Here is an 8,743-nt window from a genome sequence, read left to right on the forward strand (position 1 = left end):
TTCAAGATTTTCATCGGTTATTTTGATGATGGTGTTGGTAAGGGTAAGCGTGCGGGATTCCATTATAAAAGGAGGTGGATCTTCAAGTGGTGTCTCAGGCGCAAATTTTCTGGTAAATACTGACAGGTTGTCCCGTTCTTCCCCTTGATAAGTTTTCACATACAATTTGGCGTCTTCAAGGAGTAAGTCTCCAAAATTAAGATTGGTTTTTAAGAGGTTCCTGAAACTTAAAATGGTAGTGCTTATATTCCTTGCAAAAATCAAAGTATCTTTGTGATGATCTGCAATATATACCCCTTGTAAAGTAAGCTCTCCTTTTCGGTTGATGCCCAATCGTTCTATATTGATATCGGTATCATAACGCTCATTCAGGTTTTTGGTCACTTTTTGTGCCACATAAGTTTGTACAGAAGGGAAAGAGAGCGAAATTAAAAGAGCTATCAAAAGCAAGAAGATTGCAAGCAGAAATCGCAGCAGTATTTTTTTGAATTTTTTGATAAGCCTTATTGTTTTAACTTTGCACGGAAATTGCCCATAAAAGTAACAATTTTTATGCCTAAATAAAATGTCCAAATCAATATATATACTAGCTATCGAATCTTCTTGTGACGACACTGCCGCAGCTGTGATTCACAACGGCAAAATACTGTCCAATGTTGTGGCTTCTCAGAAAATTCACGAGGAATATGGAGGTGTGGTTCCTGAACTTGCCTCAAGGGCACACCAACAAAATATTGTTCCTGTTGTAGATCAAGCTATAAAGAAAGCCGGAATTGATAAAAAAGATCTGAGCGCCATTGCCTTTACACGCGGCCCGGGATTGATGGGGTCGCTTCTTGTGGGTTCCTCTTTTGCCAAATCATTGGCCATGGGACTTGATATTCCGTTGATTGAAGTCAACCATATGCAGGCACATATTCTGGCGCATTTTATTGACGAACCCTCGCAAAGCAAACCCGGTTTTCCGTTTATAGCAGTTACCATCAGTGGTGGGCACACTCAAATTGTAAAGGTGAATGATTATTTTGATATGGAAATCATCGGACAAACCATCGATGATGCCGTGGGTGAAGCCTTTGATAAATCGGCTAAAATATTGGGGCTGCCCTATCCCGGCGGACCTTTGGTTGACAAATATGCCCAACAAGGCAATCCAAAAGCATTTCCCTTTACCAAACCCAAAGTACCCGGGCTGGATTTCAGCTTTAGCGGACTCAAAACGGCGATTTTGTATTTTGTTCAGAGGCAACAAAAAGAAAACCCCAATTTTGTTGAAGAAAACATGGCTGATATTTGTGCTTCCATTCAACACACTATCGTGGAATATTTGATGGACAAAATCAAGAAAGCAGTCAAACAAACCGGTATCAAAGAAGTGGCCATAGGCGGTGGGGTTTCTGCCAACAGCGGTATTAGAAAAGCCTTAAAAGATGCTGAAAGCCAATACGGCTGGAAAACCCATATCCCTAAATTTGAATACTGTACAGACAATGCAGCTATGATTGCCATCGTAGGCGAACTCAAATACAAAAACAAGGATTTTACTGAATTAAACGTTGGCTCAAAAGCTCGTATGGAATTTTGAGTTTTGTTGTTTGTAGTTTATGGTTTATTGTTCTTATTTTTAAATTACAGCTCCAAACTATAACTATAAACTTGAAACCATAAACCTGAAACCTGAAAAATGCAATTATTCTACCATCCCGAAGCCTTACACATCAATCAGGAGCTTGCTTTTGATAAAGATGAAAGTCGTCATATCGTTAAGGTGCTTCGTAAAAAGGCCGGTGACAAACTGCAACTCACCAATGGAAATAGTGATTTTTTTACTTCAGAAATCATCGGTGCCCACCACAATAAATGTGTTGTCAAATTACTTGAAATAGACACACCCGAGCCGCTCCCCTATTATTTACATCTGGCAGTCGCCCCCACCAAACTCAACGACCGCTATGAATGGTTTTTGGAGAAAGCAACTGAAATTGGAATTCACGAAATCACTCCAATCATTTGCGATCACAGCGAGCGAACAAAAATCAAAGAGGAGCGCTATGAAAAAATCATCCTGAGTGCTATGAAACAGTCACTCAAAGCTGAACTTCCCAAACTCAACCCGGTCGTATCATTTGCAGACTTTATGAAAAGCCTCTCATCTTCAGAATCAAATAAATTGATCGCTCACTGCGCTCAAGGCGAAAAGAAGTCTCTTAAAGGAGTTCTAAAACCAAAAGAAAATGTACTAATCCTCATCGGTCCCGAAGGCGATTTTTCCGAAAAGGAAATCGCACTGGCAATGGAAAACGGATTTTCTTCGGTAAGCCTCGGAAAAAGCAGGTTGCGCACCGAAACTGCTGCTGTGGTTGCATGTCACAGCGTGGCTTTTGTGAATGAATAGGCGCAAATCTTGAAAGTTTATTTTGAAGCTTTATATTTGTCAATAAAGTTTACAACAACATCACAAACTATTTATTAGAGAAGTTTTCATTAATTTGTTAAAAGCATAACCATTAAGAGCATTAAGTAATTAAGAAAAATTAAGAAAAAACTTAATGTTCCTTAATGTCTTAATGGTAAAAAAGCTTTACTTCAACAACTGAATTTACCTAAAAAACTATTTTTGTCTTGTTCTATAATTTATTCATTTAAAATTTTAAAACTAATGCAATCTTCACTTTTTGTAAAGCAATTTTTTACTTCATTCCTTTTTTCCATTCTCTGTTTAAATGCTGTTCTTGCTCAAAACAAAATTCCCGATAATTTTGAAAATTGGGTAAACACCGGGATGACTGAATGGATCATCCCCGGAATGGCCATTGGTGTGGTGAAGGACGGCGAAGTTATTTTTTCAAAAGGTTTTGGAGAAAAAAGTTTGGGCAGTAATGAAGCTGTTAATGAACACACAGTTTTTGGGATTGCTTCAGTTTCCAAAAATATGACGACTGCTGCATTGGCCATTTTAGTGGATGAAGGCAAACTGAACTGGGATGATAAAGTAATAGACCACATCCCCTGGTTTGAATTGAGTGACCCATGGGTAACGTCTCAGGTTGCGGTGAGGGATTTACTGATTCACCGTGTGGGTGTGGGGAGAATGCTGGGAAACCGGCTTCAGTTCATGACCGAAAGCAGTAGGGATGAAGTCATTCACCAAATGCGCTATATGGATTTTGAAGCCCCTTTCAGATACAAAAGTGTTTACAGCAATGTGATGTATTCATTAGCAGGACAGTTGATAGAATACATTGAAGGTGTGAGTTGGGACGAGTTTTTACTGAATCGTTTGTTTATACCCCTTGGTATGAACAACACCACAACAAGCATTACCCAACTGGATGCAAACACCAACAAGGCCACACCCCATCAGGAAATTGAAGGGAAAATTACTCCAATCAAATGGAGAAACTGGGACAATGCCGGACCTGCAGGAGGTGTAAATTCTTCGGTAGCCGACCTGAACAAATGGATGTTGATGCAACTGGGCGAACCCGGTGTTTTTAACAACAAACGCTTCATCAGTGAAAATCAAATGCGCGAATTGCACCGTCCACAAATTGCCCATCAACCGGCTGATCCTTACGCCGCTCAATCTTCATACGGACTGGGTTGGCAGATTACAGATTATAAAGGAGAGCGCATCATTTCACACGGCGGCGCAACAGACGGTTTTAACACCTTTGTCTTTTTAGTACCCAATCAAAATCTGGGCATTGTAGTGGTGACCAACACCTTCAATTATTTTGGTAATGCAGTGTTCTATACACTTCTTGATTCTTTTATAGGTACAGAGGAAAGAAACTGGCAGGAACATTATTTTTCGATCTATCAAAATGCTTACAACCGCGTAAGTCAGATTAGGGAAAACATCCATAACTCCCGTGAGAAAAACACCAAGCCTAAACACGATTTGGACAATTACACCGGCATTTATACTGATTTGGCTTATGGAAAAATTGAAATTTTCAAGGAAAACAACCAACTAAAAGTAAAGTTCTGGGATACCGACGATTTAACCGCCCTGCTTGAACACTGGCATCACGACACATTCAGGGCTGTGTGGAGTAACCCGGCGCAACGGGAAGAATTCAGTTGGTTCACTATGGATGTAAACGGTGATGTTGAAAAATTTCATTTTGAGTTTTGCCTTCGACCGATGCTTTTACAGGTGGGCGCTTATCCTTCAAACTACACGCGTGTGGTGGAGTTTAATAGAGAGTAAAACATATAAGATTTAAAGCAGATTGAAGTCAGTAGTGGATAGAATTGATTGGGTGACAAGGTGATGGTGCGACAAGGCGATGGAATTAAAATTAATGATTAACCAACTTCATAAAACGGTCAACCTTATTTAGGACTTTACACTTTACAAACCTTGAACTTTGAACCTTGAAACCCTAAACCCTCCCCGCAATACGGTCTTTGGCCAGTTGAAGGATGATGTGAAACTGGTCTTCAATATTGGTGAAGGTATTGTCAATTTCAATGGCGTCTTGGGCTTTTACTAAGGGCGAATCGTCACGTGTGGTATCGATGTGGTCGCGTTGGGTGACATTTTCATAAATGCTCTCAAAAGAAACTTCTTTACCTTGGTCTGTAAATTCCAGAAAACGGCGCATGGCGCGCTCTTTAGCATCGGCAGTCATAAATATTTTGAGTTCAGCTTGCGGAAAAACTACGGTTCCAATGTCCCTGCCATCCATAACCACCCCTTTGTTTTTTCCCATTTCCTGCTGAATTTCAACGAGTTTTCTGCGCACTTCATGTACTTGAGCAATTTGACTCACAAATCCGGAAACCTCCATTGAACGGATTTCTTTTTCGACATTTTTTCTGTTCAGGTGAATCTCAGCTTCTTTGGTTTCTGGGCTGAATTCAAATTTTAAGTGGATGTCTTTTAGTTGGGAAACAAGTTTTTCTATATGGAAAAAGCCTGAACCAATCAGTCCGTTTTGGATGGCATAAAGCGTCACAGCGCGATACATCGCACCACTATCCACATACACATAACCCAGATATGCTGCCAGTTGGCGGGCCACTGTGCTCTTTCCCGTGGAAGAAAACCCATCGATAGCTATAGTAATTTTTCTCATTGGTTCAAATCAATATTAAGTCCAAAAAAGCTGGCCGAAGCTGCTGAACTGTATCTGGCATAAGAATAGCTTAATCGCAATTTCCTTAATTTAAGTGAAAACCCCGCACTCAATCCTGCAAAGGCACGTTGATCAACGATGCGCAACTCCTCTGCTCTTCTTAAATTGTAACCCAAACGCAGGTTAAATCCGCTTTCGGGGAACAACTCGACACCTATGATCATCCTTCTGAAAATGTTATTAAAAACCGTAATATTTTCTGTTTGAACATTGCCTTCCAAATCGGTTTCCTCGCGGGCCGGATTGGAAAAAGCGATATTCCAGGTTTGTAAATTTTCAAGGGTTAGGTGCCAGCGCAAAGGCACGTTCATCAGGCTTTGTGATATTCCGAAGTCTACTTCAAAGGGCAGTTTTTCATAGGTTTCATGATAGGGTGTAAACTGGGTTCCTATATTTCGGGCAACCGCAGCAATGTGCAAATCCCAGGGTTCATAAACGTAAATGACACCAATATCCAAAGCACCACCAAACGAGGTGTATTCCTCCAGTTTGGAAGAAATAAGTTTTACATTCACACCAACGTGAAAATCAGTCCAGGGAATGTTTCGGGCATAACCCACAGAAAGTGCTACTTCTCCCCCACCAAAAGTACCAGTTGACTCACCAAATTCATCATAACCGTCAAATTTTCCGTAATTGATATAAGTGACTCCCGCATGTATCACCTGGGTCCTGCGGTCATACAAATAAGCATATGAAGCCGTGCCATAATTGACATCGGCAAAATAGTTGACATAGTTGAGTGAAAGCTGATTGTCCATCATCGGGTTGATGGTGGCGGGATTGTAAAGCCCCATTGTGGGGTCATAATCATAACCGGTGATGACCTTCCCGCCCAAAGCAGCCTGTCGTGGAGAGTTGACCAGATTTAAAAACTGGTAGGTACCTTTTCCCCCGATTTGAGCAGAACTCATAGCAGTAATCAATAAAAAGAGTGCAACTACACTATTCCTTGGCATAAAAGGGTTGGATTTTCATTCTCATATACGGGAGAATATGCATATCTACTAAACGAGTGCAAGTATAATTTATTTTCAGGGATTAAAAAAAAGGAAAGTATGTGATTGCTTTCCTTTTTTAGAGAATTTTTTATCCGATTAAATAACTTTCCTCGTATATGTTTGAGGTGTCCAAACGCCTGCAAATTTTTCGGTCCTGGTTTTAAGTTTTTAAAAATTTACTATTTTTTTGATTCAGCTACTATCTCGCAATAAATTTGTGGTATAGTGTGTATCATTTTATTCTGTTAATCTATTTTTCAAATCCATTCTTTCGTGTAATATTCTGATGATTTCAATTTCGTTTTCTGAAATTATATGGTAAAATAGTATGTGTTTGCCAGTTTTGAATCCTAATAAATTACTACTTATTCCGGTATATTCTCTTCCAATATTCGGGTTTGTCCCGATTTCTTTACAAGCAAACTTAATTGACTGATAATAGTTGTCAGCTTGATTTTCTGACCATTTAAGTACTGTATATTCCCAAATATCAGATAAATCATCAATGGCTTTTTGTCTCAATACAACTTTAGCCATTCTTTCTCTTTTCGGATTTTAGTTTGGCCAAATGCTCATCAAAGTCAAAGTTTTCAACTCTTGGACTATTCATTCCTTCTTGTATTGCATTTTTTAATGCAATAACTTTACTTTCTTCTTCTTCTAAAAGCCTTAATCCGGCTCTTATAACTTCGCTAACATTTTTAAATCGGCCTTCTTTTATTCGGCTTTGAACAAACTCGTCAAAATAATTTCCGAGTGATATGGATGTGTTTTTATTCATTTTGATACTATTTGATTCAAATATACCAAATATTGGTATAGTATGCAAATTCTAAAATTACATACATCAATGGGATATGGGTAGTCTCTCCAAAGGGATATTATCTTATATCTGGTGTTTTAGGTAGGGTTTTACTACTCATTTTATGAACACTTTTAAAAACCCTTTAAAGCATAAAAAAAAGCAACCCCATTACAGGAATGCCTTTTGTGTATAAATAATAAAAGTTTAGGACATCACTAAGGTAGTCCCGTCACTTAAGCTTACTTAAAGCTTCTTGGCGTTTTTGACTTTTTCTTTCAAAAGAGCCATTTCAATCACCTCTTTCATATCTTTCACATAGTGAAAAGTCAGTCCTTTCAGGTAGTCATCCTTGATTTCTTCTATATCCCTTTTGTTTTCTTCACACAGGATGATTTCCTTGATTCGGGCGCGTTTGGCTGCCAGGATTTTTTCTTTGATACCGCCCACGGGCAGTATTTTTCCGTTATGCTATTTCGATATTCAGTTGTTTTCCAAGTCCAATTTCAATCAATTTATAATAAGTTGAAACTTGAATATCGCTCAGCCCACGTTCAATTCTAGAAATGTAGCTTTTTTTTGTTCCTGTTTTTTCGGCAAGTTCTTCTTGTGTTAGATTGGCGTCTTTTCGAGCTTCCTTAAGCATGGCACCAAGTCGGAATGCAAGAGAGTCAGCGTCATACTTGTCCCTTTTTTCAGTTCCTTTTTTTCCGTATTTTCCAATGAGGATGTCCTCAAAATCTGTTGTATTTTTCATCTGTTTATATTTATTTGTTTTTTATCGGTCAGGCCTGCCTGCCCACCTTGCTCCGCCAATAGGCGGATTCAGGCGACAAAGCGGCAGGCAGGTGTAATGCCCATATAATCATTTTCGGCTTCGTCGCCTGAAGCTATGAAGCGCAAGGCGGTTGGTATGGCAATTTTGCTTATGGACATTTCATATCAGCTATTTTTATCCTTTAAATATTCCTTTTTTAGTTTCTCGGCAAGTTTGATTTCCTTTCTCGATGTTTTTTGGGTTTTCTTCACGAAACAGTTCACAAGTACAACCAAATTTCCATCATCGAAAAAGCACAAAATGCGGATACTTTTAAAAGTCGTAATTACACGCACTTCATAAATTCCGTCTGTATTTTCAAGAGCTTTGAAGAATTTTTTCGGGACTTGTCTTTCAAAACGCACTAAATCCAAAACGTATTCAATCTTTTCTTGAACTTTATCTTCTTGAGCTTTATAAAAGTCAGTGAAATACTCTTTGTATGCGATTATCTTTTTTACCACAGGACAAAGTTAACTAATTAGTAAACAAATTCAAATAAAAATTACAGGGTTTAATGAAAATAATATTTCTTGGATTGTGCACAACGATTGGATATGGGTAGTCTCTCCAAAGGGATATTATCTTATATCTGGTGTTTTAGGTAGGGTTTTGCTACCCATTTTATGAACACTTTTAAACCCAAGACAGTATAAAAGAACAACCCAAAATGCAGGCTTATGTATAAATAATTCATCATTACGCCATACCAAAGGTTAGGATAAAGCAACCCTTGCCTTTTTTAGAATGAATATAAATAAGTCAAAGGGAAGAAAATATTACTAGTTCTTCACCAAAACCTTATGCATCGACTTGCCGGTATTGTCTTGTAACACCACAATATAACTCCCTGCGGAAAGGCCTTCCAGTGAAAGGCTGCCGGATTGGCCGGTCACTACCTGCTCTTTTACTGCCCTGCCTGATATATCATAAATACTTATGGCCCTAATGCCCACATCTGCCTGCCAGTGCAGGA

At 38.9% G+C, this 8,743-nt stretch carries 10 protein-coding genes and 2 pseudogenes; 3 read left to right on the forward strand and 9 right to left on the reverse strand.

Annotation, left to right across the window (positions count from 1 at the left end; all coding sequences use genetic code 11):
* Positions 1-444: pseudogene (locus tag AC6F75_RS12410) on the reverse strand (hypothetical protein); the annotation flags it as partial.
* Between the two features lie 121 nt (positions 445-565).
* Here AC6F75_RS12410 and tsaD point away from each other — a divergent pair.
* The 3 genes from tsaD to AC6F75_RS12425 all read left to right on the forward strand — a co-directional run bounded on the left by tsaD (position 566) and on the right by AC6F75_RS12425 (position 4,216).
* On the forward strand, positions 566-1,585 hold the full coding sequence (gene tsaD, locus AC6F75_RS12415; RefSeq protein WP_500715362.1) for a tRNA (adenosine(37)-N6)-threonylcarbamoyltransferase complex transferase subunit TsaD: 1,020 nt from the start codon (positions 566-568) through the stop codon (positions 1,583-1,585).
* A gap of 99 nt (positions 1,586-1,684) precedes the next feature.
* Positions 1,685-2,395 carry a 16S rRNA (uracil(1498)-N(3))-methyltransferase gene (locus AC6F75_RS12420; protein WP_500715364.1) on the forward strand — a complete coding sequence of 237 codons (711 nt, stop codon included), beginning with the start codon at positions 1,685-1,687 and terminating at the stop codon, positions 2,393-2,395.
* A gap of 264 nt (positions 2,396-2,659) precedes the next feature.
* Positions 2,660-4,216: a serine hydrolase gene (locus AC6F75_RS12425; RefSeq protein WP_500715365.1), complete on the forward strand. Its 1,557-nt coding sequence runs from the start codon at positions 2,660-2,662 to the stop codon at positions 4,214-4,216.
* Between the two features lie 175 nt (positions 4,217-4,391).
* Here the strand turns inward: AC6F75_RS12425 and cmk are convergent, their stop codons facing one another.
* From cmk to AC6F75_RS12465, 8 genes and pseudogenes are all read right to left on the reverse strand, one after another.
* Positions 4,392-5,087, reverse strand: coding sequence for a (d)CMP kinase (cmk, locus tag AC6F75_RS12430; RefSeq protein ID WP_500715367.1), 696 nt, complete (start codon positions 5,085-5,087; stop codon positions 4,392-4,394).
* Entirely contained in the window at positions 5,084-6,106 is a 1,023-nt protein-coding gene (porQ, locus tag AC6F75_RS12435) for a type IX secretion system protein PorQ (RefSeq protein ID WP_500715368.1), read from the reverse strand. Before porQ ends, cmk begins: the two co-directional genes overlap by 4 nt.
* Positions 6,107-6,385: 279 nt before the next feature.
* Complete coding sequence (locus AC6F75_RS12440) at positions 6,386-6,685, reverse strand: type II toxin-antitoxin system RelE/ParE family toxin (RefSeq protein WP_500715369.1); 300 nt, start codon at positions 6,683-6,685, stop codon at positions 6,386-6,388.
* Entirely contained in the window at positions 6,678-6,929 is a 252-nt protein-coding gene (locus AC6F75_RS12445; RefSeq protein ID WP_500715370.1) for a type II toxin-antitoxin system ParD family antitoxin, read from the reverse strand. The genes AC6F75_RS12440 and AC6F75_RS12445 overlap by 8 nt, the downstream gene beginning before the upstream one ends.
* Before the next feature lie 267 nt (positions 6,930-7,196).
* Positions 7,197-7,415 (reverse strand): annotated as a pseudogene (locus AC6F75_RS12450) (S16 family serine protease); the annotation flags it as partial.
* 1 nt (position 7,416) lies between these two features.
* The gene (locus AC6F75_RS12455; protein ID WP_500715372.1) at positions 7,417-7,707 is read right to left on the reverse strand and encodes a helix-turn-helix domain-containing protein; all 291 of its coding nucleotides are present in this window, start codon (positions 7,705-7,707) and stop codon (positions 7,417-7,419) included.
* Positions 7,708-7,892: 185 nt separating this feature from the next.
* Positions 7,893-8,231, reverse strand: a complete 339-nt coding sequence (locus AC6F75_RS12460) for a type II toxin-antitoxin system RelE/ParE family toxin (RefSeq protein ID WP_500715373.1) — start codon at positions 8,229-8,231, stop codon at positions 7,893-7,895.
* Positions 8,232-8,549: 318 nt separating this feature from the next.
* The coding region (locus AC6F75_RS12465; protein WP_500715375.1) for a T9SS type A sorting domain-containing protein at positions 8,550-8,743 on the reverse strand (194 nt) is incomplete at its 5' end.

It is taken from the genome of Planktosalinus sp. (assembly GCF_059864935.1).

What these genes read in the sequence shown, in the direction of transcription:
- tsaD (WP_500715362.1), top strand. Translation starts at nt 566, where the DNA reads ATGTCCAAATCAATATATATACTAGCTATCGAATCTTCTTGTGACGAC.
- AC6F75_RS12440 (WP_500715369.1), bottom strand. Translation starts at nt 6,685, where the DNA reads ATGGCTAAAGTTGTATTGAGACAAAAAGCCATTGATGATTTATCTGAT.
- AC6F75_RS12420 (WP_500715364.1), top strand. Translation starts at nt 1,685, where the DNA reads ATGCAATTATTCTACCATCCCGAAGCCTTACACATCAATCAGGAGCTT.
- porQ (WP_500715368.1), bottom strand. Translation starts at nt 6,106, where the DNA reads ATGCCAAGGAATAGTGTAGTTGCACTCTTTTTATTGATTACTGCTATG.
- AC6F75_RS12445 (WP_500715370.1), bottom strand. Translation starts at nt 6,929, where the DNA reads ATGAATAAAAACACATCCATATCACTCGGAAATTATTTTGACGAGTTT.
- AC6F75_RS12455 (WP_500715372.1), bottom strand. Translation starts at nt 7,707, where the DNA reads ATGAAAAATACAACAGATTTTGAGGACATCCTCATTGGAAAATACGGA.
- AC6F75_RS12425 (WP_500715365.1), top strand. Translation starts at nt 2,660, where the DNA reads ATGCAATCTTCACTTTTTGTAAAGCAATTTTTTACTTCATTCCTTTTT.
- cmk (WP_500715367.1), bottom strand. Translation starts at nt 5,087, where the DNA reads ATGAGAAAAATTACTATAGCTATCGATGGGTTTTCTTCCACGGGAAAG.